General features: G+C 62.1%; 23 protein-coding genes. 19 read left to right on the top strand and 4 right to left on the bottom strand.

Annotation, left to right across the window (positions count from 1 at the left end; genetic code table 11):
- Positions 1–203 precede the first annotated feature (203 nt).
- Entirely contained in the window at positions 204–1,103 is a 900-nt protein-coding gene (locus K0F85_RS23100; protein ID WP_219118270.1) for a DMT family transporter, read from the bottom strand.
- A gap of 238 nt (positions 1,104–1,341) precedes the next feature.
- Between K0F85_RS23100 and gcvA the strand changes: the two genes are divergently transcribed.
- A complete protein-coding gene (gcvA, locus tag K0F85_RS23095; RefSeq protein WP_071078774.1) occupies positions 1,342–2,286 on the top strand; it encodes a transcriptional regulator GcvA in 945 nt (314 codons plus the stop codon).
- Positions 2,283–2,630 carry a hypothetical protein gene (locus K0F85_RS23090; RefSeq protein WP_219118269.1) on the top strand — a complete coding sequence of 116 codons (348 nt, stop codon included), beginning with the start codon at positions 2,283–2,285 and terminating at the stop codon, positions 2,628–2,630. The genes gcvA and K0F85_RS23090 overlap by 4 nt, the downstream gene beginning before the upstream one ends.
- Here K0F85_RS23090 and orn read toward each other — a convergent pair.
- A complete protein-coding gene (orn, locus tag K0F85_RS23085) occupies positions 2,625–3,245 on the bottom strand; it encodes an oligoribonuclease (RefSeq protein ID WP_219118268.1) in 621 nt (206 codons plus the stop codon). The genes K0F85_RS23090 and orn overlap by 6 nt on opposite strands.
- A 56-nt stretch (positions 3,246–3,301) precedes the next feature.
- Between orn and K0F85_RS23080 the strand changes: the two genes are divergently transcribed.
- The 15 genes from K0F85_RS23080 to K0F85_RS23010 all read left to right on the top strand — a co-directional run bounded on the left by K0F85_RS23080 (position 3,302) and on the right by K0F85_RS23010 (position 21,247).
- A complete protein-coding gene (locus K0F85_RS23080; RefSeq protein ID WP_219118267.1) occupies positions 3,302–4,582 on the top strand; it encodes a M48 family metallopeptidase in 1,281 nt (426 codons plus the stop codon).
- Positions 4,579–4,944: a 4a-hydroxytetrahydrobiopterin dehydratase gene (locus K0F85_RS23075; RefSeq protein WP_219118266.1), complete on the top strand. Its 366-nt coding sequence runs from the start codon at positions 4,579–4,581 to the stop codon at positions 4,942–4,944. The genes K0F85_RS23080 and K0F85_RS23075 overlap by 4 nt, the downstream gene beginning before the upstream one ends.
- Positions 4,941–5,846: a ribosome small subunit-dependent GTPase A gene (gene rsgA / locus K0F85_RS23070; protein ID WP_131689205.1), complete on the top strand. Its 906-nt coding sequence runs from the start codon at positions 4,941–4,943 to the stop codon at positions 5,844–5,846. The genes K0F85_RS23075 and rsgA overlap by 4 nt, the downstream gene beginning before the upstream one ends.
- Positions 5,847–6,106: 260 nt before the next feature.
- Positions 6,107–6,562, top strand: coding sequence for a hypothetical protein (locus K0F85_RS23065; RefSeq protein ID WP_219118265.1), 456 nt, complete (start codon positions 6,107–6,109; stop codon positions 6,560–6,562).
- 176 nt (positions 6,563–6,738) lie between these two features.
- The gene (locus K0F85_RS23060; protein WP_257572992.1) at positions 6,739–9,588 is read left to right on the top strand and encodes an ATP-binding protein; all 2,850 of its coding nucleotides are present in this window, start codon (positions 6,739–6,741) and stop codon (positions 9,586–9,588) included.
- A 285-nt stretch (positions 9,589–9,873) separates the two neighbouring features.
- Positions 9,874–10,794: an ornithine carbamoyltransferase gene (gene argF / locus K0F85_RS23055; protein ID WP_219118263.1), complete on the top strand. Its 921-nt coding sequence runs from the start codon at positions 9,874–9,876 to the stop codon at positions 10,792–10,794.
- Between the two features lie 69 nt (positions 10,795–10,863).
- Positions 10,864–12,099 (top strand): argininosuccinate synthase, encoded by a 1,236-nt coding sequence (locus tag K0F85_RS23050; RefSeq protein WP_219118262.1) that lies wholly within the window; start codon positions 10,864–10,866, stop codon positions 12,097–12,099.
- A 187-nt stretch (positions 12,100–12,286) separates the two neighbouring features.
- Entirely contained in the window at positions 12,287–14,098 is a 1,812-nt protein-coding gene (locus K0F85_RS23045) for a methyl-accepting chemotaxis protein (protein ID WP_219118261.1), read from the top strand.
- Positions 14,099–14,102: 4 nt separating this feature from the next.
- Positions 14,103–14,558, top strand: a complete 456-nt coding sequence (locus tag K0F85_RS23040) for a chemotaxis protein CheW (RefSeq protein WP_219118260.1) — start codon at positions 14,103–14,105, stop codon at positions 14,556–14,558.
- The gene (locus K0F85_RS23035; RefSeq protein ID WP_219118259.1) at positions 14,555–15,811 is read left to right on the top strand and encodes a protein-glutamate O-methyltransferase CheR; all 1,257 of its coding nucleotides are present in this window, start codon (positions 14,555–14,557) and stop codon (positions 15,809–15,811) included. Before K0F85_RS23040 ends, K0F85_RS23035 begins: the two co-directional genes overlap by 4 nt.
- Positions 15,812–15,820: 9 nt before the next feature.
- Positions 15,821–16,507, top strand: a complete 687-nt coding sequence (locus K0F85_RS23030; protein WP_219118258.1) for a chemotaxis protein CheW — start codon at positions 15,821–15,823, stop codon at positions 16,505–16,507.
- Positions 16,504–18,807 (top strand): hybrid sensor histidine kinase/response regulator, encoded by a 2,304-nt coding sequence (locus K0F85_RS23025; RefSeq protein ID WP_219118257.1) that lies wholly within the window; start codon positions 16,504–16,506, stop codon positions 18,805–18,807. Before K0F85_RS23030 ends, K0F85_RS23025 begins: the two co-directional genes overlap by 4 nt.
- A gap of 10 nt (positions 18,808–18,817) precedes the next feature.
- Entirely contained in the window at positions 18,818–19,870 is a 1,053-nt protein-coding gene (locus K0F85_RS23020; RefSeq protein ID WP_219118256.1) for a chemotaxis response regulator protein-glutamate methylesterase, read from the top strand.
- Positions 19,871–19,880: 10 nt separating this feature from the next.
- Complete coding sequence (locus tag K0F85_RS23015; RefSeq protein ID WP_219118255.1) at positions 19,881–20,906, top strand: diguanylate cyclase; 1,026 nt, start codon at positions 19,881–19,883, stop codon at positions 20,904–20,906.
- 26 nt (positions 20,907–20,932) lie between these two features.
- On the top strand, positions 20,933–21,247 hold the full coding sequence (locus K0F85_RS23010; RefSeq protein ID WP_219118254.1) for a pyrimidine/purine nucleoside phosphorylase: 315 nt from the start codon (positions 20,933–20,935) through the stop codon (positions 21,245–21,247).
- On the opposite strand, the gene murB is transcribed toward K0F85_RS23010, so the two are convergent.
- Positions 21,248–22,276, bottom strand: a complete 1,029-nt coding sequence (gene murB / locus K0F85_RS23005; RefSeq protein ID WP_219118253.1) for a UDP-N-acetylmuramate dehydrogenase — start codon at positions 22,274–22,276, stop codon at positions 21,248–21,250. It abuts the gene before it with no gap.
- Positions 22,277–22,458: 182 nt separating this feature from the next.
- Between murB and K0F85_RS23000 the strand changes: the two genes are divergently transcribed.
- Entirely contained in the window at positions 22,459–22,944 is a 486-nt protein-coding gene (locus K0F85_RS23000) for a YajQ family cyclic di-GMP-binding protein (protein ID WP_034759416.1), read from the top strand.
- 182 nt (positions 22,945–23,126) lie between these two features.
- Positions 23,127–24,386: a nitronate monooxygenase gene (locus K0F85_RS22995; RefSeq protein ID WP_219118252.1), complete on the top strand. Its 1,260-nt coding sequence runs from the start codon at positions 23,127–23,129 to the stop codon at positions 24,384–24,386.
- Positions 24,387–24,438: 52 nt separating this feature from the next.
- Here the strand turns inward: K0F85_RS22995 and K0F85_RS22990 are convergent, their stop codons facing one another.
- Positions 24,439–25,737 carry a leucine-rich repeat-containing protein kinase family protein gene (locus tag K0F85_RS22990; RefSeq protein ID WP_219118330.1) on the bottom strand — a complete coding sequence of 433 codons (1,299 nt, stop codon included), beginning with the start codon at positions 25,735–25,737 and terminating at the stop codon, positions 24,439–24,441.
- Positions 25,738–25,899 lie beyond the last annotated feature (162 nt).

Below are 25,899 nucleotides of genomic sequence, written 5' to 3'. Positions count from 1 at the left end.
GGTGTCTCCTTTCAAGGCGAACACTGGCTGGCATGGGCTGGCGGGTGATGGGGGAATCTTGACGTTAATTATAAATGAGAATCATTCGCAATCAAGACTTATTTACAGACAGAATTTATGCGCAAAAAAAAGCGCCGCGGCAGGAAACCCGTCGCGGCGCAAAGGAGACCGATCGATACAGCCGATCAGTTCGGGAAAAAAAGTCAGGCGCTCGCCTGCACGGCCGGCATGGCTGGCGCCTTGGGCGCGGGGCGCTGCGCCAGCAAGACTACGGCGGCCAGCACCATGGCCCCGCCCAGCAATTGCGTGCCGCTGACCGATTCCTTCAGCAAGGTGACGCCGAACGCCATCGTGATGACGGGTTCGAACGTGGAAATGATGGAGGCCTTGGCCGCGCCGATCTGCGCCACGCCGGCAAAGAAGGCGGCAATCGCAATCGCCGTCGAGAACAGGGCGATCGCGCTGACGGCCAGCCAGCCCGTCGCCGTACCCGGCAAGGAAACGCCTTGCCACAAGGCAATCGCAGTATTCGACAAGCCTGCCGTGCCCAGGATCACCACGCAAGCGGCCAATGGGTGAATATTCTCGCGGCTTTTCGACAGGCTGTTGCCAAACAGGATGTACACGGCGTACACGCCGGCCGCCATCAATGCCAGGGCGATGCCGATAGGCTGGCCCTGCAGCTTGCCGCCCAGGGTGATGGCCATGCCGGCAATCGCCAGCGCCATCAGCACCAGCATGCGCCGGTCCAGCTTTTCCCAGCCCAGCGCCAGCGCGAGGATGGTGACCAGCACGGGATACACGTACAGCAGCATGCCGCACAGGCCGCTGCTGGCATACATGAGGGCATTGAAATAACCTTGCGACTGGGCCGTATACATCAGGCCCATCAGCATGTAGCCGGCCAGCAGGCGGCCGCGCGGCAAGCGCCAGCCGCCCAGCCACACGAGCGGCAGCAACAGCATGGCGGCGATGACGAAACGCAAGGCCAGCATGGTCGACGGGTTGACCCCGGACGCATAGGCCGCCTTGGCAAACACTGCGGAACTGCCGAAACCGGCGGCCGACAGCAACACCAGCGCAACAGCGCGGCGATCAGACATGACGAAACCTCTTCAAATAAATCGGGTAGAACGAAGAACAAGGCGGGCTGTCCGGAGCGCCTCTGCGGGCGGTCTCGTTCCTGGCTTGGGATGCTTGCGCAAAAAATCCTGCATTAATCATATTGCGGGTCACTTCACGCAGTGACGGCATCATATTCGCTTGCGCAAAATGAAACAAACCAATATTCTTCACGGATAGACTCAATATTACTTAGCCTCAACGAGGAGGTTCACCCGCATGTCACGTCCCCTGCCCCCGCTCGCCGCCCTGCACGCCTTCGAGGCGGCCGCCCGCCATGAAGGTTTCCAGCGCGCGGGCGAAGAGTTGCACGTTTCGGCCGGCGCCATCGGCCACCACGTGAAACAGCTGGAAGCGTGGCTCGGCGTCGTACTGTTCCAGCGCCTGCCGCGCGGCGTGGTACTCACTAGCGCCGGCCAACGCTATGCGGCCTCGCTGGGCCCCATCCTCAACCAGCTGGCCGACGTCTCCGAGCAGGCGCGGCGCCAGGGCGATGACAAGGTGGTGACGGTAACGGCTACCAGCTCGCTCGTCTCGCGCTGGCTGATGCCGCGCCTGGGCCGGCTGCGCGACCGCTATCCGCAGATCGAACTGCGCGTGCTGGCCTCGATGCACCCGGTCGACCTGGCGCGCGATGGCGTGGACGTTGCCATCCGCCTGGGCCCGGGCCGCTATCCGGGCCTGAAGGTCGATTTACTCATGGAAGAATGGTTTTCCGCCGTCTGCAGCCCCGGCTTTCGCGCCAACGCGGCCAGCCTGCGCCAGCCCGCCGACCTGCTGCGCTACCCGCTGCTGCACGATGAACCGGAAGTGCACCTGCCCGGCGAAATCGACTGGACGCGCTGGCTGCACAGCTGCGGCGTGCATTACAGCGGCAATAGCGGCAACAGCGGCGCGCGCTTTTCGCACACGTATTTATGCCTGGACGCGGCCGCCAGCGGCCAGGGCGTGGCCATCGCCGCCAGTCCCCTGATCGGCGACGATCTGCGTTCGGGCCGACTGGTGCGCGTGTTCGAACACGCCGTGCGCGGTCCCCACTGCTACTATCTGCTGCGCTCCCCCCAGGCGGAAACGCGGCCCCTCGTCCATGCATTCTGCGAATGGCTGATCGCCGAGGCGCGCGCCGACCAGGAAACCGTCTGGCCCACCGTGGAGAGCGCATGACGCGCAGTGAACTGGCCCGCAGTGCCGCCTACATTGTCCAGCATGCGTATGAACAGGCCAGCGTGATCGCTGCCGATGGCCGGCAAGCCAGCCTGGGCGAATTCTATGGCGATCCGGCCGTGGCCTTGATCGATATCAATGAGCAATGGTGCGCCGTGGCGGGCGAGGGATTGGTGCTTTGCCGGCTGGGACAGACGTTCGGGCAGTGCACGCAATATTTCCGCCAGCCTGGCGAAACAGTGTGGATCACGGGATTGCGGCAAACGGGACCGTTTGCGCTGGAGTGGCAAGGAGAGGATGGCGTCTGGTCCACCCTCGCCTTTGGAACATCCGAAAAATTATAGTTTGATGAAATTTTCGCGGTAGTACTTCAGCTCTTCGATCGATTCCAGGATGTCGGCCAGGGCCGTGTGCTTCTGGTGTTTCTTGAAACCGGTGGCGATTTCCGGCTTCCAGCGCTTGCACAGCTCTTTCAGTGTCGATACATCAACATTGCGATAGTGGAAGAACGCTTCCAGTTTCGGCATGCCACGCACCATGAAGCGGCGATCCTGGCCGATGGTGTTGCCGCACATGGGCGACTTGCCCGCCGGTACGTATTTCTTCAGGAAGGCGATCAGTTCCGCTTCCGCCTGCGCTTCCGTCACGGTCGACGCTTTCACTTTGTCGATCAAGCCCGAGCGGCCGTGCGTGCCCTTGTTCCAGGCATCCATCTTGTTCAGCGTTTCATCCGACTGGTGAATCACGAATACGGGGCCTTCGGCCAGCAGGTTCAAGTGCATGTCCGTCACCACCACCGCCACCTCGATGATGCGGTCGGTATCGGGCTCCAGGCCCGTCATTTCCATGTCGACCCAGACCAGGTTCATCTCATTTGGACGTGCCGGCACGACGGGTGCGGGGGTGGATGCAGAGGTGGGTGCAGAGTTGGGTGCAGTTAAGTCGGTCGCTTGTGACATAATTCTCTCTTGGCCTAATCAAACTAAATAATCAGCCATTTTCTCACAGGCACAGAATGTATTCACTCGCGTTTTCGATTTTGTTTGTATCCGTCCTCGTTTTGACCCTCGCCGTGCGCTTCTGGCTCGCTTCGCGGCAGATCCGCCACGTGCTGGCACACCGCGCTGCGGTCCCGCCCGAATTCGCGGAAAAGATCCCGCTGGCCGCGCACCAGAAGGCGGCCGACTATACGGTGGCGAAGACCAAGTTCGGCTTGCTGACCCTGCTGGTCAACTATGCCGTGCTGATCGGCTTTACCCTGCTGGGCGGGCTGCAATGGCTGGCGCTGCACCTGAATGAATGGATGGGGGCGGGTTCGCCCATGCTGTACCAGATCGGCCTGATCGCCGCCTTTGCCGCCATTTCCGGCTTGATCGACCTGCCCTTCGACTACTACCGCCAATTTGTGCTGGAGCAGCGCTTCGGCTTTAACACCATGGCGCGCAAGCTGTTCTTTACGGACATGCTCAAGGGCGTGGGCCTGGGTGCGGCCATCGGCTTGCCGCTGATCTGGGTCGTGCTGACCCTGATGGCCAAGTCGGGCGACCTGTGGTGGCTGTATGCGTGGTTCGTCTGGAGCGGCTTCCAGTTGCTGATGATGGTGCTGTTTCCCACAGTTATTGCCCCGCTGTTTAACAAATTCACGCCGCTGGCCGATGAATCGCTGAAAAACCGCATCGAAGGCTTGATGCAGCGCGTCGGTTTCGCCTCGAAAGGCCTGTTCGTCATGGACGGCTCGAAGCGCAGTGCTCACGGCAACGCGTATTTCTCGGGTTTTGGCGCCAACAAACGCATCGTCTTCTTCGACACACTGCTGTCGCGCCTGGCGCCGCAGGAAATCGAAGCCGTGCTGGCGCATGAACTGGGGCATTTCAAGCTCAAGCACATCGTCAAGCGCATCGCCATGATGTTCGTCATTTCGCTGGGCTTTTTGGCGCTGCTGGGCTTCCTCAAGACGCAGCCATGGTTTTACGCGGGCCTGGGCATCGATCCCGTCGCCCTGGCACTGACGGGCCAGCCGACGGATGCGCTGGCCCTGCTGCTGTTCATGCTGGCCTTGCCCGTCTTCACTTTCCTGCTCGGACCGTTGACCTCGCTCAGCTCGCGCAAGCACGAATTCGAGGCCGACGCCTTTGCCGCCACGCACACGCAAGCGGACGACCTGGTGTCGGCGCTCGTCAAAATGTATGAAGACAATGCGTCGACCCTGACGCCCGACCCGCTGCACTCGGCCTTTTACGATAGCCACCCGCCGGCCAGCGTGCGCATCCGCCACCTGAAAGGGGCTGCCCCATGAATACGCCATCGACTTCGCAAGACCTGGCCGAACTGTCCTGCGCACCGCGCCAGCAGTCGCTGGGCGACACGGACATCGCCACCCTGCACGCCCTGCTGCCCCAGTGGCGCGTGCAAAATGGCAAGCTGTGCCGCGACTTCGGCTTCAAGAATTACTACCAGACCCTGGCGTTCGTGAACGCCCTGGCCTATATGACCCATACGCAAGACCATCATCCGGAGCTCATCATTACTTATAAAACCTGCGCCGTGCGCTACGACACGCACTCGGTCAACCAGGGCGCCGGCGGACTGTCCGAAAACGACTTCATCTGCGCCGCCAAGGCAGACCTCATTTACCAGAGCAGCCAGGTGGCCCCATGAGCGAAGGCAAGTTGACGGGCGTCATCATCGCCGCCCACGGCCGCCATTACCTGGCCGACGTGGACGGCGCCAAGCTGCAATGCGTAACGCGCGGCAAGAAAACCAATGTAGCCGTGGGTGACATCGTGCACGTGACGCGCACCTCCAACGACCAGGCCGTCATCGACCGCATCGAGGAACGCAAGACCCTGCTGTACCGCTCGGACCAGTACAAATCGAAGCTGCTGGCGGCCAATTTGACGCAGCTGTTCATCGTCGTGGCGACGGAACCGGGCTTCGCCGACGACCTGATCTCGCGCTCGCTGGTGGCGGCCGACGCGGCCGGCATCGAGGCGCGCATCATCCTCAACAAGACAGATGTGACGGCCTCGCTTGAGCGCGCCCGCGAACGCCTGCTGCCGTATTCATCGATGGGCTATCCCGTCGATGAAGTGTCGGCACGCGCCGAACCGGAACATGCCGTGGCCACCCTGGCGCCGCTACTGGCGGGCCAGTCGTCGATCCTGATCGGCCAGTCGGGCATGGGCAAGTCGTCCCTGATCAACCTGCTGGTGCCGGACGCGGACATCGCCGTACGCGAAATCTCGGCCGCGCTCGACACGGGCAAGCACACGACGACCTTCACGCGTCTTTACAAGCTCGACGAACTGGGCGCGAACAGCTCCATCATCGATTCGCCCGGCTTCCAGGAATTCGGCCTGTACCACCTGAGCGAAGGCATGCTGGAGCGCGCCTTCCGCGAATTCCAGCCCTACCTGGGCGGCTGCAAGTTCTATAACTGCCGCCACCTGATCGAGCCGCAATGCGCCATCCTGCAAGCCTTGTCTGAAGGCAAGATCGCCAAGATGCGCCATACCCTGTATGGCCAGCTGCTGCACGAGTCGGCGCAAACCTTGTATTAAGCACCAAGCACACATCGCAACAAAAAAACCTCGGCTTGCAAAATTTAATTCTGCGGCCGAGCTAGCCTTCCGTCTTTAATACCAAAACCGTTCATCCGCCGTTTTAGTCATTTCAGCGCGCAAAACCTGCCATCCGTCGCCTGCCGCTGGCGATGGACTGGCGCATTTGTTAACTTGACACCAGTCCCTGCCGGAAACCTGCCAGCGACCACGCGATCTAACTCCAATCAATCCAGCCATCCTGATCGAAGGTGAATGTCATGCATACCAAACGCGTCCTCCCCCTCCTCGTCGCCCTCTTCGCCCTTGCCGGCGGCACCGCCCAGGCGCAAACCGCCGCCGCACCGCAAACCGCGGGCAGCGTGCGCGTCAGCTCGGGCAACTACTACCACGTCACGGCCCAGGAAGCCTTCGATATCGAACAGCAATACCGCATGTCGAATGGACAACGCCTGGAAGTGCGCCAGCAGGACAAGCATTTCTTTGGTCGCCTGATCGACGACCGTGAATTGCAGGAAAAGCCCAGCGTGGAAATCTACCCCACCGGCCCCGGCCAGTTTGTCAGCAAAAAGGGGGCGACCTTCGTTTTCAGCGATGCAGGCGAACATGTGGTGATCGATAACGCCCAACTCTTGCCCAGCTTGCGCATGTCTGCAGACATGCGTAGCGCCAGCAACGTGAACGGCAGCGCCGGCGTCCGCCTGGTGTCACGCTAGGCGCCACCAGCAGGCCGTCGCACGGCAGGGTAGCCCTGCCGTGGGGCCAGTGCGGGACGCACAATTCTGTCCTGCGCACTGAACAATTCCCCGCAATGCCGCTTACAATGTGATGACCATGGCCTGTCCGGTCGCGGGCTGGCGCCATTGTTTGCGGGGAGTATGCTTGAATGAAAATGTTCGCGCTCGAACATGATGTAGCGCAGTGGGAAAGCGCATTGCCGCCGTTGCGCGGCGCCGGGCGCGTACCGCTGCTGCTGTTGCTGTCCTGGCACTTGCGCCAGCGTGATTGCACTAGAGCAATTCATCTGAGCGAGGAAGCCCGAATGCTGCTGCCGCTGGCCAGCCTGGAACCGGTCGCACTGGAACAGGCGCAGGCGCGCCTGCAACTGGTGCAGGCGGAAGTGGCATGGCTGCAAGGTGCGCTCGACGCGGCAGAGAGCTTGGCCATGGCGGCGCACGCCATCCTGTGTGCGCACGGCGATGGCGCCGGTTGCGCCGACGCCCACTGGCTGCTGTCCTCGATTGCCGTCGACCGGGGCGACCATAGCCGCTGCGATGCCGAGCTGCAGGCCGCTGCCGAGCAAGCGCGCAGCGCAGGCGATGCCATGCGCGCCAGCCTGGCCGACGCGGCCACGGCGCGCTGGGCCGTATTACGCGATGCGCCAGCCGCGCAGGCGCGCTGGGGCAGCCACTTCCAGGCCGACAGCGCCAGCGGCAAGCTGCCCGCGCCGCTGGCTGCCTGGGTGCATGATTTCCATGGCCTGCTGGCACACCGTTCGCGCGACCTGGGCACGGCCGCCGGCTACTACATGCAAAGCTATGAGGCGGCGCTGGAGAGCGGCCAGTTGCGCGGCGCGATCACCGCCGCCATCAATATCGGCGACTGTTTCGCCAGTCTCAACGACAACGAATCGTCCCTCGAATGGATGCAGTGCGCGCTGGATCTGGCGCGCCCCACCGGCTGGCCACGCAGCATCGGCGCCTGCCAGACGCATACCGCCGAGACCATGCGCAAGCTGGGGCGCCTGGCCGCCGCCGAGGAATTGCTGCGCGAAGCGCTGCACATCCTGACGCCCGTGGCGGGCGCGCGCACCTATGCCAACGCCCTGTTCCACCTGGGCGAGCTGAGCCTGGACAAGGGAGACTACGACACGGCGCTCGACGCCTTCAGCCGGCTGGCGCAACGCGCCGAAGCGCTGGGCCAGGCCGATTTCCGCAGCATGGCCCAGCGCGGCAGCGCCCACGCGCTGTCCTACCTGGACCGCCCGGAAGAGGCGCTGCAGGCGGCCGAAAGGGCCTGCCTGCTGGCCACCGCGCAAGGCGACGCCATGCATCAGGTGGCGGCCTTGCGCGTCCTGTCCATGCTGCATGCGCGCCACGAACTGCCACCACCGCCCGGCATGGCCGAGCGCAATCCGGCCCTGCACTATCTGCACCGGGCGCTGCAGGTGGCAGCCTCCATCGAAGGCTATTCGCCGCCCGGCGAACTGCTCGATGCGCTGGCGCGTGAATACGCGCATGCGGGCGACTATGCGCGTGCCTACGATATTGCCCTCGATGCGGGCGTGGCGCGCGAAAAAAGCCACACCCAGCAAGCGAGCAACCGCGCCACCGCCATGCAGGTTTACCACCAGACGGAACATGCGCGCTCGGAAGGCTATCATCACCGCGAACTGGCCGCCTCCGAAGCGCGCCGCGCCGAGGTATTGCAGCAGACCAGCGACACCCTGGAACGGCTGTCGGCCATCGGCCAGGAAATCACCACCCACCTCGACGCCAGTGCCGTATTTCAGGTGCTCGACCGCCACGTGCATGCCTTGCTGCCAGTCAACACCTTCGCCGTCTACATGCTCGACCCGGCCGGCACGGCGCTGCGCCGCGCGCATGGCATGGAAGCGGGCCGTCCGCTGTCCGACAACGCCATTCCACTGAGCAATCCACGCGCCTACTCAGTGCGCTGCCTGCTGGGCCGGCGCGAAGTGTATATCGACCAGGTACCGCCCAGGCGCCACGCCTACACGGTGCCAGGTACCCTGCATAACCAGAGCGTGCTGTACGTGCCCCTGATGGTGGGCGAGCGCGTGCTGGGCGTGATGACGGTGCAAGCCTGCCATGCCAAAGCGTATGGCGAACGCGAACGGCTGATCTTCCGCACCCTGTGCGCGTATGGCGCCATCGCGCTCGACAATGCCAGCGCCTACCGGCAACTGCAGGATGCCCAGGCGCAACTGGTATCGCAAGAAAAACTGGCCGCCCTCGGTTCGCTGATGGCCGGTGTGGCGCATGAACTCAATACCCCGATCGGCAACAGTTTATTAATCGCCAGCACCATGCAACAAAAGACGGAAGACGTGGAACGCCTGATGAACGGCCCCGGCCTGCGCCGCTCGGACCTGGCTGCCTTCATCGACGATGCGGGCAAGGCGTCGGCGCTGGTGATGCGCGGCCTGCGCAGCGCGGCCGACCTGGTCAACAGCTTCAAGCAGGTAGCCGTCGACCGCACCACCGAACAGCGGCGCCGGTTTGACTTGCAACAGGTGAGCAATGAAATCATCGCCACCGTCATGAACCGCATCCGCAGTTCGGGCCACCGCATCGAGACTGACATCGACTTCGGCATCGCCATGGACAGCTATCCGGGTCCGTTCGGCCAGGTGATCACCAATCTGATCAACAACGCCCTGTTGCACGCCTTCGCCCCCGCGCCCAACGACGGCGGCGCAGGCACGGGCTGCATGCGCCTGTCCGCCAGGACGGAGGCGGGGCGCGTGCAGATCATCTTCACCGACAATGGCGGCGGCATCGCCGAACAGCATTTGTCGCGCATCTTCGACCCCTTCTTTACTACCAAGCTGGGCCAGGGTGGCAGCGGCCTAGGTTTGTCGATCAGCTACAACATCGTCACGGCCCTGCTGGGCGGGACCATCCAGGTGGCCAGCAGCCCCGCCGGCACGCGTTTCACCCTGGACTTGCCTCTGGTGGCGCCACAGCTGGACGGCGCTGCGCCCGCCAGCATCTATTAATCCACAGCCCTTTGCCCGGGCGCAGGCTTGCCTATACAAGTACGCGCCCGGACGGTCTTTCCAATCTAAAAGCAAAACCCTTATAATTGAACGGCTGAAGTACTTGCCATTGCATTATTTTCAACTTGGCAAACCGCATCGTACCGCGCGACAGGCGTCGCGCTGGCACCGATCAACACAGCAGCGCGCCGGGCGAGGCAGTCATCAGCACGAGATGTTTTACGCTGATGCAACCCGGCGGGAAAGGCACGCCGCCGGCGGCCTGCGCATCTTCAAGTGGTCATTATGTCGACAAAAAAACCGATCAAGCACTACCTCCAGTTCTCCGATTTCACGTTGGAAGAGTACGAATATGTGATCGAACGCGCCCATCTGATCAAGCGCAAGTTCAAGAACTACGAAATCTACCATCCACTGATCGACCGCACCCTGGTGATGGTCTTTGAAAAGAACTCGACCCGCACCCGCTTGTCGTTCGAGGCAGGCATGCACCAGCTGGGCGGCGCCGCCATCTACCTGAACACGCGCGATTCCCAACTGGGCCGCGGCGAGCCGGTAGAAGACGCGGGCCAGGTCATGTCGCGCATGTGCGACATCATCATGGTGCGTACGTTCGGCCAGGAAATCATCGAGCGTTTCGCCGCCAATTCGCGCGTGCCGGTGATCAATGGACTGACCAATGAACATCACCCTTGCCAGGTCTTTGCCGACATCTTCACCTATATCGAACATCGCGGCTCGATCGCCGGCAAGGTCGTCGCCTGGATCGGCGACGCCAACAACATGCTGTACTCGTGGCTGCAGGCGGCCGAAGTGTTCGGCTTCCACGTCAATGTATCGACGCCCAAGGGCTATGACATCGACCTGTCGCAAGTCAAGACCGAACGCTACACTTTCTTCGCCCATCCCTCCGACGCCTGCGAAGGCGCGCACCTGGTCAACACGGATGTGTGGACCAGCATGGGCTACGAAGCGGAAAACGCGGCCCGCATTGCCGCTTTCGACGGCTGGATCGTCGATGGCGCGAAGATGGCCCGCGCCGCGCCCGACGCCCTGTTCATGCACTGCCTGCCCGCCCACCGTGGCGAGGAAGTAGCCGCCGAAGTGATCGACGGCCCGCAATCGGTGGTGTGGGACGAAGCGGAAAACCGTTTGCACGTGCAAAAAGCGCTGATTGAATACCTGTTACTCGGTAAAATCCAATAATTCGCCTGGAACTGCAGAACTCCCGGCAGCATCGCAACACATACATCGACAACGACAACTGGAAGCAATATGAGCGACATTAAAAAAGTAGTCCTGGCCTATTCCGGCGGACTCGATACCTCCGTCATCCTGAAATGGCTGCAAGATAACTACCAGTGCGAAATCGTCACCTTCACGGCCGACCTGGGCCAGGGCGAAGAACTGGAACCGGCGCGCGCCAAGGCCATCAAGTTCGGCATCAAGCCGGAAAACATCCATATCGAAGACGTGCGCGAAGAATTCGTGCGCGATTTCGTCTTCCCGATGTTCCGCGCCAATACCGTGTATGAAGGCGAATACCTGCTGGGCACCTCGATCGCCCGTCCTTTGATCGCCAAGCGCCTGATCGAAATCGCCAACGCCACGGGCGCCGACGCCATCTCGCACGGCGCGACCGGCAAGGGCAACGACCAGGTGCGTTTCGAACTGGGCGCCTACGCCCTGAAGCCTGGCGTGAAAATCATCGCCCCGTGGCGCGAGTGGGATCTGCTGTCGCGCGAAAAACTGCTGAAGTACGCGGAAGATGCCGGCATCGAAATCGACATGAAGCACAAGAACGGCGGCGCGCCGTACTCGATGGATGCCAACTTGCTGCACATCAGCTTTGAAGGCCGCCACCTGGAAAACCCGAGCGCCGAAGCGGAAGAAAGCATGTGGCGCTGGACCGTCAGCCCTGAAAAGGCGCCGGACGAAGCAGAATATCTGGACATCGAATACGAAAAAGGTGACATCGTCGCCATCAACGGCGTGCGCATGTCGCCCGCCACCGTGCTGGCCGAACTGAACAAAGTTGGCGGCAAGCATGGCGTGGGACGCCTGGACCTGGTGGAAAACCGCTACGTCGGCATGAAATCGCGCGGCTGCTATGAAACCCCGGGCGGCACCATCATGCTCAAGGCCCACCGCGCCATCGAATCGATCACCCTGGACCGCGAAGTGGCCCACCTGAAAGATGATTTGATGCCGCGCTACGCGTCGATGATCTACAACGGCTACTGGTGGGCGCCCGAGCGCGTTGCCCTGCAAACCCTGATCGACCACACGCAAGAAACCGTGAACGGCTGGGTACGCATCAAGCTGTACAAGGGCAATGTCATCGTCGTCTCGCGCGATTCGAAGACGGACTCGCTGTTCGACATGAACATCGCCACCTTCGACGAAGACGGCGGCGCCTACAACCAGGCCGACGCCGGCGGCTTCATCAAGCTGAACGCCTTGCGCATGCGCATCGCCGCCATCGCCCGCGAAAAGCGCGGCCAGAAGTAAGCTGTTGCCGGGAGGCACCGCCTGCCGCGCCCGCCAAAAGCCGCCCACGGGCGGCTTTTTTGCATCTCGGGCGTACTCGGCCGCAATTTACGCCCCGCTGCAGCCGCAGATTGTCCCCATTTTGCTGTACGCATGGCAAAATGCTACAGTGCAATTTAGTCGAAAACTTCCCGCTTCCGGAGCCACCATGTTCAAAGACCTGAGTATCAAGAATAAACTGTACCTGGGCTTCGGCTCCATCGTGGCGATTATTTTGATACTGCTGGGCATCGCCTACAATAATTTTTCGCGCCTGTCCGACGCCAATCGTCTAGACCGGCATACGACGGAAGTGCTGCTAGAGATCGACAAGATCCACAACGCCATCCTGCAAATTCAGGTGGAAGTGCGCGGCTATGTCTTGACCGGCAACGAAGTGTCGCTGACCCCGGACAGCGATGAAAAGGAGCTGCTAAGCCTGCATCTGCAAAACGCCATTGCCTTGACCAAGGACAACGCGCAACAGGTAGAGCGCTTCAGGAAGATCGAAACCCTGACGACGAACTGGGTCAAGGACTGGATCACCCCGCTGATCGCCAAGCGCCGCGCGCTGGGCAACGCCCCCGGCGCAACGGAAACGATCGCGCATACCATGCATGCTGGCGGCTACCCTGCCGTCGCCCAGGCCAACAAGATGCTCGACGAAGTGGCGGAAGTGGAAACGAAGCTGTTGACGGAGCGCACGGCGACGTCGGCCAAGTTACAGGAAATCATGCTGCTGACCCTGGCTCTGGGTGGTGCATTGTGCGTCGTGCTGGCGCTGGCGATTTCCATCTTACTCGGCAAAGCCATCCTCGCCCCGCTGAACAACCTGACGGACGTCGTCGGTCGCATCGCCGGCGGCGAACAGGGTGCGCGCGCTACCATCTTGTCGCGCGACGAACTGGGCAAAGTGACGCAAGAATTCAACCGCATGGCGCAAACCATCGAAGACAACCAGTCCAGCCAGATGGCGGCCACCAACACCTTGCGCGCCAAGGTCGATTCCTTGCTGGAAGTGGTGTCTAAGGCGGCCTCGGGCGACCTGACGGGCAAGGTCAGCATCACGGGCAGCGATGCCATCGGTCAGCTCGGCAATGGCCTGGCGAAGATGTTCGAAAACCTGCGCAGCCTGCTCAACAATGTGCAAAAGGCCGGCATCCAGGTGACCACGTCCGCCACGGAAATTGCCGCCTCGGCGCGCCAGCAGGAAGCCACGGGCATCGAGCAGGCGCAAACCAGCGTGGAAATTCTCAGCACCACCAAGGAAATCTCCGCCAACACGAGCCAATTGCTCAAAACCATGGAAGACGCCACCGCCGTGGCCGACTACACGACAAATGCCACGGCCGAAGCGCAAAACAACCTCAAGCGCATGGATTCGACCATGCAGCACATGGTCTCTGCCACCGATTCCATCAACGCCAAGCTGGCGGCCCTGTCGGAGAAGGCCAGCAATATCAATAGCGTATTGATCACCATCACGAAGGTGGCCGACCAGACCAATATCCTCTCGCTGAACGCCGCCATCGAGGCGGAAAAAGCGGGCGAGGCGGGCCGCGGCTTCTCCGTGGTGGCGACGGAAATCCGCCGCCTGGCCGACCAGACCTCGGTCTCCACCTGGGATATCGAGCAAATGCTCAAGGAAATGCAGTCGGCCGTCTCGGCCAGCGTGATGGGCATGGATAAATTCTCGGAAGAAATTCGCCGCAGCGTGGGCGAAGTGCGGCAAGTGGCCGAGCAACTGTCGTCCGTGATGGACCAGGTACAAAAGCTCACGCCGCAATTTGACGCCGTACTGCAGGGCATGCAGTCGCAGGCCATCGGCGCTTCGCAGATTTCCGACACCATGATGCAGCTCAACGATGCCACGCAGCAGACGGTGGAATCCTTGAAAGCCACCAGCGAAGCGGTGCACCAGCTGCAATATGCGGCGGGCGACCTGCAGTCCAGCGTCTCGACTTTCGCCGTCAATATCTGATCCCATGAAAGTGCTGCTCTTTCACATCGGACGCGATCGCTATGGCCTGCCCCTGGCCGGCATCGTGCGCGTGCTGCCGCTGCTGGAACTGAAGCAATTGCCGCTCACGCCAGACTATGTGGCCGGCCTGATGGACCTGCACGGCGCGCACGTGCCCGTGATCGACCTGTCGCGCCTGGCGGGGCTGCCGGCCGCCGCCGCGCAGTACGACACGCGCATCATCATCGTCGACTATCGCGCGCCTGGCGGCGCCACGCATGCGCTGGGCTTGCTGGCCTCGCAGGTGCGCGGCATCGCCGACATCGACCCGCTGCGGCTTGAAGACAGTGGCGTGGCGACGGCGTCCTTCCTGGGCCAGGTGGCCAGCGACGCCGACGGCATCGTGCAACTGGTCGAACTCGAGCACCTGCTGACGCCGGACGTGCGCGCGCTGCTGTTTCAAGACGCGAGCGCGACATGACGGCGCAAGCCCTGCTGCGCCGCGCGACCGGCCTGTCCGTCTCCAAATCCGTGGCCGAACGAGCCGTCGGGCAGCGCATGGAGCAGACGGGTTTTACCGATAGTGCCGCCTACCTGCAGGCGCTGACGCCGGCCGAAATGACGCAGCTGATCGAACTGGTGGTGGTGCCGGAATCGTGGCTGTTCCGCGACCCGCAGGCGTTCTACGCCACCGTCGAACTGGTGCAGGAGCGCTGGGCGCGGGGACGCGCCACGCGCATCCTGTCGATCCCGTGCGCGGGGGGCGAGGAACCGTACTCGATGGCCATGGCGCTGCGTGACGGCGGCGTGCCAAAACAGGCGTTCAGCATCGACGCGTATGACCTGAGCCCCGGCTGCATCGAGCGCGCGCAGGCCGGCGTGTATGGGCGCAACGCCTTCCGCGCGCAGGACGTGGGCTTCCGCGAACGCTATTTCACGCACGTCGCCGACGACGCCTACCGCATCATCGACTCCTTGCGCGAACAGGTGACCTTCAGGCAGGGCAATTTACTGCAGTTCGACACCGCTACCTACAGCCGCCATTACGACGTCATCTTTTGCCGCAACCTGCTGATCTACTTCGACAAGCCGACCACGCGCGCCGCCATCCACAACCTGTCCGCCCTGCTGGCCGACGACGGCATGCTGCTGGCCGGCTATGCGGAAGTGCCATCGTTCTGCCAGAACGGCTACGCGTCGCTGCAGTTACGCCAGGCCTTCGCCCTGAAAAAGGAAATGCTGGCGCCGGCCAGTGCTGTGCAGGTGGCGCCGCTGCCGGCCTTGCGCACCTTGCGCAGCGTGCCGCCCGCGCCGAGACGCGCTGCTGTGGCGGCCCCCTCTTCCGCAACGCCCGTCGCGCCGGTGGCCTTGCGCACGCGCCCCATGTCCCTGCCATCGCCCGCGCCGGCCGTGCAAGCCGATTTGCTGGCCGAGGCACGCCTGCTGGCCGACCGTGGCCAGTTGCGCGAAGCCGGTGAAAAATGCCACGCCCACCTGGCCAGAGTACCCGAGGCGGCGGAAGCGTATTTCATGCTGGGCATCATCAATGAACTGGCCGGCAAGATGGACCTGGCCGATGATTACTGGCGTCGCTGCATCTACCTGCAGCCGGACCATTACGAAGCGCTGTGCCACCTGTCCCTGCTGGCCGAACGCAATGGCAACCATACGGCCGCCGCCACCCTGAAGGCGCGCGCGGCGCGCATCTACCAGCGCCTCCAGGCATCCAACTAAGGGGTACGCATGACAAACCTCATCGCCACCGAGTCCCCCGCCACCATCGACGACTGCTGGAACCATATCGGCGTGGTCGGCGACCAGAGCTGCCCCAAGCTGCCAGCCAACGTACATTGCCGTAACTGCGACGTGTATGCGGGCGCCGCCCAGCGCAACCTGCAGCGTCCCGTGGACGAACACTACCAGCGCGACTGGGCCAGCCACTTCCGCCAGATCGATGCGGGTGGCGAAGTGCGCGACAACTCGGCGCTGGTGTTTCGCATCGGCCGCGAATGGCTGGCGCTGCCCACGCGCGTGTTCGACTCCGTGGCGCCGCAGGCCAAGCCGCACGTGCTGCCGCACCGCAGCGGGCGCGGCCTGGCAGGCATCGTCAATATCGGCGGCAAGCTGTATCCGTGCATGTCGCTGGCCAGTTTGCTGGGCATCGACGAACAGGACGCGCCAGCGGCTCGCGGCCGCCACACCTTTGCGCGCCTGCTGCTGATGCGCTGGGAAGAGCAGGCCTACGCCCTGCCCGTGGCCGACCTGCATGGCATCGTGCGCTATGCCTCAAGCACCGTGCAAGCGCCGGCGGCCACCATCAACAAGGGCCTGTTGCGCTTTCTGTCGGGCGTCATCACCGAGGGCGACATGCGCATCGGCTGCCTGGACACGGCGCTGATCGGCTTTCAACTTGCGAGACTATTACGATGAGCCAGGACCAGCACGGCGACCTGAGTGCCTTTTCCATGCTGGACCTGTTCCGCATGGAGGCGGACAGCCAGACCCAGATTCTCACCGACGGCTTGCTGGCCATGGAACGCCATGCGGGCGACGCGGCCGCCGTCGAAGCGATGATGCGCGCGGCGCACTCGATCAAGGGCGCGGCCGCCATCGTCGGTCTGCAGGTGGTGGTGCAACTGGCGCACGGCATGGAAGACAGCTTTGTCGCCGCCCAGCACGGCCGCCTGAAACTCACGCCGGAGCGTGTCGACGTGCTGCTGTCGGGCGTCGACCTGATCGTGCAACTGTCGCGCCTGGACGATGCCGGCGCCGAAGCGTGGCTGGCCGCGAATGCAGCGCAGATCGACCAGACCCTGAACGCCATCGCCAGCATCGCCGAGCTGCCCGAATTGCCGGCCCTGCCCTCGCTGGCTTCGCCCGCGACGGCCGCGCCACTGGCGCCTGAAGCGGTCGAGCTGCCAGCCCCCAGTGCCGGCGGCCTGGCGGACGATGAGGTGGAATCGGCGGCAGCAGCGTCCGCGCCACGTGCCGGCGCACCTGCCAAGGCCGCGACGCAAAACTTCGACAAACTGCTGTCGCTGGCCAGCGAGTCGCGCATCAATGCGCACCAGATGCACCCGTTCATCGGCGCGCTGCAGCGCTTCAAGCGCAACCAGAGCAGCCTGTTTTCCGCCATCGAGCAGCTGCATGTCGCCATTGCCCGCTCGGGCGACGCGGGCCTGATGGAAAAGTCCCTGCTGGCGCTGCAAAAGACGCAGCCCCTGAAGCAGTTCATGCTCGAACACATCGCCGACATTGAAACCTATGAACGGCGCTTGCTGGCCGTGTCGCAAGGCATGGTCGACGAAGTGCTGGCCCTGCGCATGCGCCCCTTCCGCGAGGGCATCCACGCTTTCCCGCGCATGGTGCGCGACCTGGCGCGCAGTTTGGGCAAGGAAGTGCAGCTGGAGATCGAAGGCGAAGACACCCTGGTTGACCGCGATATCCTGGCGAAGATCGAAAGCCCGCTGAACCACATGCTGCGCAATGCCATCGACCATGGCATGGAAGGCCCGTATGAGCGCATCGACGCGGGCAAGGCAGCGCTGGGCACGATACGCATGGAAGCGCGCCACCGCGCCGGCATGCTGAGCATCGAGATCAGCGATGACGGGCGTGGCGTCGACCTGGAGAAAATCCGCCAGTCCGTCATCGAGCGCAAAATGGCCAGCCCCGCCATGGCCGCCGCCCTGTCACCGGGCGAACTGCTGGAATTTTTGTTCTTGCCCGCCTTCAGCCTGAAGGCAACGGCGAATCAACTGTCGGGGCGCGGCGTCGGCCTCGATATCGTGCACGAGACGATACGCCAGCAAAACGGCACGGTGCGCCTGGAATCGGAGCCGGGCCTGGGTTTTCGCGCCCTGATTACCCTGCCGCTGACGCAATCGATCGTGCGCGCGCTGGTGGTCGACGTACAGGGCGAAGCCTACGCCATCCCCATCGTCAAGGTGGAAAGCGTGGTGCGCGTGCCGCAAGCTGCCATCCATACGCTGGAAAACAAGCAGTTCTTTGAACTCAAGGGCGAGCATTTGGGCCTGGTGTCGGCGGCGCAAGTGCTGGAACTGGGCGAGGCGGCCAGCAGCGCCGACGATTTGCCTGTGGTGGTGATCGGGCGCGGCAAGCAAAGCTATGCGCTGGTGGTCGACGCCATCCGCGGCGAGCAAAGCCTGGCGGTACAGGCCATCGACCCGATCTTCGGCAAGATGCGTGACATTTCCGCCGCCGCCCTGCTGGACGACGGCGAGCCGGTGCTGATCCTCGACGTGCCCGATTTGCTGCTGTCGATCGACAAGCTGCTGCACGAGGGCGGCCTGCACCAGCTGGCGCAGGCGGGCCAAGCGCAACAGCGCCGCGCCAAGCGCATCCTGGTCGTCGACGATTCGCTGACGGTGCGCGAGATGGAGCGCAAGCTGCTGCTGGCGCGCGGCTTCGAGGTCGATGTGGCCATCGACGGCATCGATGGCTGGAATGTGGTGCGTAGCGGCGAATACGACCTGGTAATCACCGACGTGGACATGCCGCGCATGGATGGCATCGAACTGGTCGCGCTGATCAAGAAGGACCTGCACTTGCACAAGCTGCCGGTGATGATCGTCTCGTACAAGGATCGCCCGGAAGACCGCGCGCGCGGCCTGTCCGCCGGCGCCGACTATTATCTGACCAAGGGCAGCTTCCACGACGAGACCTTGCTCGACGCGGTGGCCGACCTGATAGGAGATGCCCGCTTATGAGTTGTACTTCATGAAAATTGCCATTGCCAACGATGTCCCCATGGCCGCCGAGGCCCTGCGCCGCGTGGTGGCCAGCACGCAAGAACACCAGGTACTGTGGATTGCCCGCACCGGGCTCGAAGCCGTGCGCATGTGCGAGGGCAACCGTCCCGACCTGATCCTGATGGACCTGAACATGCCGGAGATGGATGGCGTGGAAGCGACGCGCCTGATCATGCAGCAAAGCCCGTGCGCCATCTTGGTGGTCACGGGACGCCCACAAGACAATGTCAACCAGGTTTTTCGCGCGCTGGGCGCGGGCGCGCTCGACGTCACTGCCACGCCCGTGCTGCAGGGCCAAGTGGGAGGTGACAGCGAACTGCTGGCCAAGATCAAGACCATCGGCAAGCTGATACGCCATAGCACCGAAACGCCGCCGCCGCGCCAGGCAAACGGCAATGGCGGCGAACGCGGCGACGGCCAGGTATCGACCCTGGTGGCCATCGGCGCCTCGACGGGCGGCCCTTCGGCCGTAGCCAAGGTGCTGTCCGGCTGGACGGCACCGCCCGGCTGCGCCATCGTGGTGGTGCAGCATATAGATGAAACCTTCGCCTCGCACTTCGCCAAATGGCTCGATGATCAGCTCAGCATGCCCGTGCGCGTGATCGCCGAGGGCGACGAACTGGCGTCCGGCACGGTGTTGATCGCCAAGACCAATGATCACCTGCTGCTAGATCAAAATTATCGTTTGGGGTACGATGCAGCACCGCGCGAGTATGTTTACCGCCCTTCCGTCGATGTGTTCTTCAACTGCGTGGCGCAGCACTGGCGCGGCGACGCCATCGGCGTATTGCTCACAGGCATGGGGCGCGATGGCGGCGATGGCTTGCTGGCCATGCGCCGCGCCGGCAAGACGACCATCGCGCAAGACCAGGCCAGCAGTGCCGTGTACGGCATGCCACGCGCGGCGGCCGAACTCGATGCGGCGCAGCAAATCCTGCCATTGGATAGAATAAGCGCCAGCCTGCGCAACCGCCTGGGCGCAAAACTCAACAATGGGTGGGAGTCCTCCCCTAACATCTGAAAAGAATGCAATGCCAGAATTCTCCTCCAGTTTCACCCAGCATGAGCCGGCATTGACCGAATTCAAGGTCAGCGTGCTATTGGTGGACGACCAGTTGATCATTGCCGAGGCAGTGCGCCGCATGCTCAGCGACCAACAGGATATCGAATTTCATTACGTGACCGATGCCACGCAGGGGCTGGACACGGCGCTGCGTTTGCAACCGACCGTCATCCTGCAAGACCTGGTCATGCCTGGCATCGACGGTTTCGCCTTGATCCAGCTGTACCGCGAAAACGCGGCGCTGGCGCATGTGCCGGTGATCGTGCTGTCGGCCAAGGACGACCCGAAACTGAAGGCCCACAGCTTTGCCGTCGGCGCCAACGACTATGTGGTGAAATTGCCGGACCGCCTGGAGTTGCTGGCGCGCATACGCTATCACTCGGCGGCCCACATCAGCCGCCTGCAGCGCGACCAGGCTTTTCGTTTCCTGCGAGAAAGTCAAAAGAATCTGGCCGACGCCAATATCGAGTTGCAGAAGCTGGCCGCCCTCGATGGCTTGACCGGTATCGCCAACCGCCGCCGTTTCGATGAAACCTTGCAATTCGAATGGCAGCGTGGTCAGCGCGACAAAGCACCATTGAGCCTGCTGTTCTGCGACATCGACCATTTCAAGAGTTATAACGACCACTTCGGCCATTTGCCAGGCGACCTGTGCCTGAAAAAAGTTGCCGCCGTACTCACGGAACATTTAAAGCGCCCCGCCGACCTGGCCGCCCGCTACGGCGGCGAGGAATTCTCCCTGATCCTGCCGGAAACGGAAGCGGCCGGCGCATTGTTGATTGCCGAAGCATGCCGGCGTCACCTGGAAGGCTTGCAGATCGAAAACCCGGCGGCGGCCGCCGGCATCGTCACCATCTCGATCGGCGTGGCCACCGTCGTGCCCTCGCCCGACTCGACGGTCGAGCAACTGATCAACCGTGCCGACCAGGCCCTGTACGCGGCCAAGCGCGGCGGACGCAACAGCGCGCTGAGCGCCGATGACGTCCAAAATTGATTTTTTAACCGCAAGGAAAGTGAAGCATGAGCACACAACTGGACAATGTCAGTGTCGTCAAGAAGTCGAATATTTACTTTGACGGCAAATGCATCTCGCACAACGTCATCCTGGCCGATGGCGCGAAGAAAAGCGTGGGCGTGATCTTCGCGTCCTCGTTGCGCTTCAACACGGGCGCGCCAGAAACGATGGAAATCGTCAGTGGCCTGTGCAAGGTGCGCCTGGCCGACGCCACCGACTGGAACAGCTATGGCGCGGGCACGCAATTCAAGGTGCCAGGCAATAGCTATTTTGATATCGAAACGGTGGAGACGCTAGACTACGTCTGCCATTTTGCCTAATTAAACAAACACAGGCTCAGGCGACAGGCGCACGCCGTATTTCGCCTCGACATCATCTTGTATCGCTGCCGCCAGCCGGGTAATGTCCGCGCCACGAGCGCCGCCATTATTCACCAGAACCAGCGCCTGCTTGGGATACACTCCCGCGGGCCCCAGGTTTTTCCCCTTCCAGCCACACTGATCGATCAGCCAGCCGGCCGCCAGCTTTTCCGTGCCATCGGCTTGCGCATGGTGTACCAGCGTGGGAAAACGTTCCAGCAGAGCCACACACTGTGCGTGTGACACCACGGGATTCTTGAAAAAGCTGCCCGCATTGCCGATCACGGCCGGATCGGGCAATTTACGCCGGCGTATCGCCATCACCGTTTCGGCCACCTGTTGCGGCGTCGGTTCGGCAAGATGGCGCTCGGCCACGGCCTGCGCCAGTTCCGCATAGCGCAAGTTCGGCTGCCACTCGGCCGGCAAGGCAAACGTCACTTCCAGCACGATCAGTTCGCGCCCCTCGGCCTGCTTGAAGATGCTGTCGCGGTAGGCGAAGCGGCAAGCATCACGGTCCATGTCGAAGACAATGCCACTGGCACTGTGCATGACGCTGACACTATGCAGATAATCCTTGATTTCCACGCCATACGCGCCAATATTCTGGATAGGCGCCGCACCCACCGTGCCTGGAATCAATGACAGGTTTTCCAGCCCACCCACTCCTTGCGCCAGGGTCCACTGCACGAAATCGTGCCAGTTTTCGCCGGCCGTGGCCGTGACAAGTATTGTCTCGAAATCCGCCTGCGCCAGGCGCATGCCGCGCGTGGCCATGTGCAGCACGGCGCCGGGAAAGTCGCCCGTGAGCACGATGTTGCTGCCGCCGCCCAGTATCAGGCGCGGCATGGCGGAGAGGGCTGGATCTTGCAGCGCCGCCTGTAATTCGGCCTGCGAGGTGATGCGTACGTAGGCGGCCGCATTGGCCGTGATGCCGAAGGTATTCAGGCGCTGGAGGGAGTAATTGTGTTCGATGGTGAGCTCTGCAGACATGGGATAGCGATTATTTTGCTCGATTATAGAGTGAAACCGACAAAAAACCAGCGCAAGACAAGGGCAGGCCGTCCGTTGTCCGTTAAAATGTCGCATCTTTAACGGGGCTGTGCCATTTTGCAAAGAATGCGCGCGCCCGGCGCGCTGCCAGCGCGTTCGCTCCAACACGAAAGGAACAGACCATGCCGTCATTTGATGTAGTCTCCGAAGCCGATATGATCGAAGTCAAGAATGCCGTCGAGCAATCCAACAAGGAAATCACGACCCGCTTCGACTTCAAGGGCAGCGACGCCCGCGTCGAGCACAAGGAAAACGAATTGACCGCGTTTGCGGACTCGGAATTCCAGCTCAGCCAGGTACGCGACGTGCTGACCAACAAATTGACCAAACGCAAGGTCGATGTGCGCTTCCTCGACGAGGGCGACATCAAGAAGATCGGCGGCGACAAGGTCAAGCAGATCATCAAGATCAAGAACGGCATTGAATCGGATGATGCAAAAAAAATCGTGCGCGTCATCAAGGACAGCAAGATGAAAGTGCAAGCGAGCATCCAGGGCGAAGCCGTGCGCGTTACGGGGGCCAAGCGCGATGACCTGCAGGCAGCCATGGCCATGCTGCGCAAGGACGTGCCTGACATGCCGCTGGAATTTAACAATTTCCGCGATTAATTTCGATGATGCGCAAGCTCCGGCCAGCGTTTGCGCCGGCATGGTGACAAGCGCAGGCCTGAGCGCCTGCCCGCTTGGGGTAGAATTGAAGCTGCGCACAGCTACATGCGCCCGCGCCTGACCGGCGACGGGCTTGACCGTACATCTGGCTCAGTGATAACCACGGTAGTCTAAGGATAGCAATGAAACGTGTTGATGATTTCCGCCTGCGATTTGGCAAAAAAGAATATGTGCCCATCATGATAGGCGGAATGGGTGTGGATATTTCCACCTCGGAGCTGGCCCTGGAAGCGGCCCGGCTGAACGGTATCGGCCATATCTCCGATGCCATGGTGGAAGACGTGTCGGATCGCCGTTTCGACACCACCTTCGTCAAAGACAAGACGAAACTGTACAAGTTCAACATTAATAACAGCGACAAGGCCGTGGTGCAGTTCGACCTGGGCCGCCTGGCGGAAGCACAGCGCCTGCATATCGGCCGCACCATGGAAGCGAAAAAAGGCGATGGCTTGATCTTCGTCAATTGCATGGAAAAGCTGACCATGAACGGCCCGCGCGAAACCTTGCGCGTGCGCCTGAATGCGGCGCTGGACGCCGGCATCGATGGCATTACCCTGTCCGCCGGTCTGCACTTCGGTTCCTTCGCCTTGATGGCCGACCATCCACGTTTCCGTGATGCCAAGCTGGGCATCATCGTCTCGTCCGTGCGCGCCCTGCAAATTTTCCTGCGCAAGAACGCCAAGCTGGACCGTTTGCCCGATTTCATCATTGTCGAAGGACCATTGGCCGGCGGCCACCTGGGTTTTGGCATGGACTGGGCCAATTACGACCTGCACACGATTACCGCGGAACTGCTGGCCTACCTGAAGGCAGAACAGCTGGACATTCCGCTGATCGCCGCTGGCGGCATTTTCACGGGCAGCGATGCCGTCTCCTTCCTGGAAGCGGGCGCCGCTGGCGTGCAAGTGGCGACGCGCTTCACCGTCACCGAGGAATGCGGCTTGCCAAACAAGGTCAAGCAGGAATACTACAAGGCCTCAGAAGACGACATCATCGTCAATGGCGTCTCGCCGACGGGCTACCCGATGCGCATGCTGAAGAACACGCCCGCCATCGGCGCCGGCATCCGTCCGGGCTGCGAATCCTATGGCTATCTGCTGGACGCGACCGGTAACTGCGCCTACATCAACTCGTACAACCGCGAAGTGGCGGCCCATCCGGAACAAAAAACCGTTGTCGTGATGGACAAGACTTGCCTGTGCACCCACATGCGCAACTTCAATTGCTGGACCTGCGGCCATTACACGTATCGCCTGAAGGACACCACGCATAAGCTCGACAACGGCGAATACCAGATCCTGACGGCCGAACATGTCTTCAAGGATTACCAGTTCAGCGTCGACAACCAGATCGCCCTGCCGGAAAAAGAAGTTCAGGGCTGAATCTTGTCAGCCTGAATGAAAATGGCGCCGCCTGCGAAGACTGCGCCATTTTTTATGCAGGAAGCATGTCCCGCAGTGCCAGTTCCATGGCCTCGAATTGCGGCCGCGACAGCACGTCTTGCTGCAGGCAAGCTTCCTGCAAGGTCTGCAGCGCGGGCAAAGGCGTCGCACAATGTGCGATCAATTCCCCCAGCAGCACGCCAAAGGCGCGCGCCTCTATACCCTGCAGCCAGTTCCCTTGCGGCGAGCCGGGCACAAACATGGACGCCGCGCCAAAGTCGCCCAACAGGCAAGCACCAGCGTGCGCATGCAGGATATTGTGTGCATATAAGTCGCCGTGCACAATGCCGCGCGCATGCAGCTGGCAGACAGCCGAGGCGATGCCATGGGCTATCGCCAGCGCTTGCGGCGCATCAAAGCGCATGCCATCGGCATACACATCGCGCGTGCACGACGCCAGACTTGGCGGACCCGCCAGATTGCGGAAAGCGGCATCGATGAGCGGCATGACGAGTCCAGGCGCCCCTTGCGGATGCGCATCGAGGGTGCCCAGGATGGGAATCAGGCCGGCGTGGGCGCCCGCGCCGACACAGGCGGCCATTTCGCTGCGCGGCAAGCCGTCGCTGGTCATTGCCCCCTTGAATACTTTGACAGCGACATCATCGCGCCCATCCAGGCGGGCACGGTAAATCACGCCCGATGCGCCCTCGCCCAGCTGCTGCGCGAGTTCCAGGCGCTGCCATGCTACGCCCGCCGCGCCCGCATCAGTCAGGGCCGCCAGCTCACACGCTTCCGTGTAGGGATTGCCCGCATACGCGAGCCAGCTCAAGCGTGGCAAGGCCAGCAGGCAGTCGGGCAGCGCCGTGAAACGGTTGGCGGCGATACGCACCAGTTCCAAGCGGTGGCAATTGCTGAGGCTAGCTGGCAAGTGGCTCAGGCGATTTCCCGCCAACATGAGTTTCTGCAATTGCCCGCACTTGCCGAGTTCTTCCGGCAAGGCTTCGATGGCATTATCGGTCAGGGTCAGCCAGCGCAGCTTCGGTGGCAAGGCTGCGGCCGGCACGTGGCATAGCCGGTTCGCTTTGAAACCGATCATTTCCAGCGCAGGACAGGAACCGAGCACGGCCGGTAAAGTAGTGAACAGGTTATCCGAGCAAAATAGGATGCGCAGCTTGTGCAGGCGAGGTAAATCGTCAGGCAGCGACGATAGCGCATTGCCGGATAAGTCGAGGATTTCCAGGCTGTCGGCCAGGTCGAAGATCTCGCTGGGAAAGTCGGTCAAGCCGCACGCCAGCTTCAGGCGACGCACACCGGCCAGTTGGCCCGCGCGTAATTGTTCCAGTGTGTGCAAAGCAGACAAGATATCCCTTTCAAAAACCTGGTGATCGCCACCGAGGATAAACCTCGCGGACGTAAAAAAACCCCCACCGTATCAACGATGGGGGTTTTTTCGAATAACAAGCCTGACGATAACCTACTTTCACACTGGTTGCAGCACTATCATCGGCGCAAA

This window comes from Janthinobacterium sp. UMAB-56 (assembly GCF_900095265.1).
Taxonomy (GTDB): domain Bacteria; phylum Pseudomonadota; class Gammaproteobacteria; order Burkholderiales; family Burkholderiaceae_D; genus Janthinobacterium.
The sequence above is the reverse complement of the archived record's forward strand: the minus strand, read 5'-3'. Positions and strand labels throughout refer to the sequence as shown.